At 37.1% G+C, this 1,006-nt stretch carries 1 protein-coding gene; it reads left to right on the top strand.

From position 1 onward, the window contains the following. Positions 1-284 precede the first annotated feature (284 nt). Positions 285-1,006 (top strand): transposase (locus CWB65_RS11730; RefSeq protein ID WP_138740637.1); only part of this gene is annotated, 722 nt, incomplete at its 3' end.

Raw genomic sequence — 1,006 nt, 5'->3', positions numbered from 1 at the left:
CCAGGACGAGAGCAATGGGCAGTTTTATCAAACCCAATTGGAATGGGAGTATTTGGTGCTTTTTATCATAAGAAACCAAAGGGGTCAAATCTTGACTTCGGACATTAGTGATCTAGATTTATAGTTTATTGCTCATTGAGTTAATTATTATGTCTAGACCATTGCGAATAGAGTATGAGAATGCGTTTTATCATGTGATGAATCGTGGAATCAAAGGGGTCAAATCTTGACTTCAGACATTAAAGGTCTAAATTTATAATTTACTACTTTTTGAATTGATTGCTATGTCTAGGCCGTTGCGAATAGAGTATGAGAATGCGTTTTATCATGTGATGAATCGTGGAAGAGGGCACGAAAATACCTTTTTGAGCGATTACGACTTTAAGAATTTTTTATACTGCATTGAGCAAGCAAGCCTTCGGTTTAATATTGAAGTGCATTCGTATTGTTTGATGACCAATCATTACCATCTGCTAATAAAAACTCCCGATGCTAATTTAGGCAAGGCCATGAAGCATATTAATGGCCTTTACACTCAATACTTTAATCGAACACATAATACAGATGGTGCACTGTTTAGGGGCCGATACAAAGCCGTGTTGGTGGATGCTGATAACTATTTATCGCATGTTAGCCGGTATATTCATCGCAACCCAATTGAAACGAGCACCCCATTGGTAGATGACCTTGCTAAGTATAAATGGTCTAGCTATTCAGCTTTTATTAAAAGTGGTGCGACACCTACATGGTTGGTTCGAGATTTTATATTTTCGCTGCAAGGTAAAAAGCGTAAGTATGTTGCGTACAAACAGTTTGTTGAATATAAGTGTAATGAAGAGATAAGCGCTTTTTATGGTGCTAAAAAGTTATTGTCGGTGCTAGGCAGTGATGACTTTATTGAAAGCATTAAAGGCTATATTGCAACATCGAACTATGAAAGCAAGCTTGTTAGTAAAAGGCACTCAGTGAATGATGTAATTACCTACTTGGCTAACCACTTTAATGT

The sequence above is a fragment of the Pseudoalteromonas sp. S554 genome (assembly GCF_005930865.1).
GTDB lineage: Bacteria > Pseudomonadota > Gammaproteobacteria > Enterobacterales > Alteromonadaceae > Pseudoalteromonas > Pseudoalteromonas marina.
The sequence above is the reverse complement of the archived record's forward strand: the minus strand, read 5'-3'. Positions and strand labels throughout refer to the sequence as shown.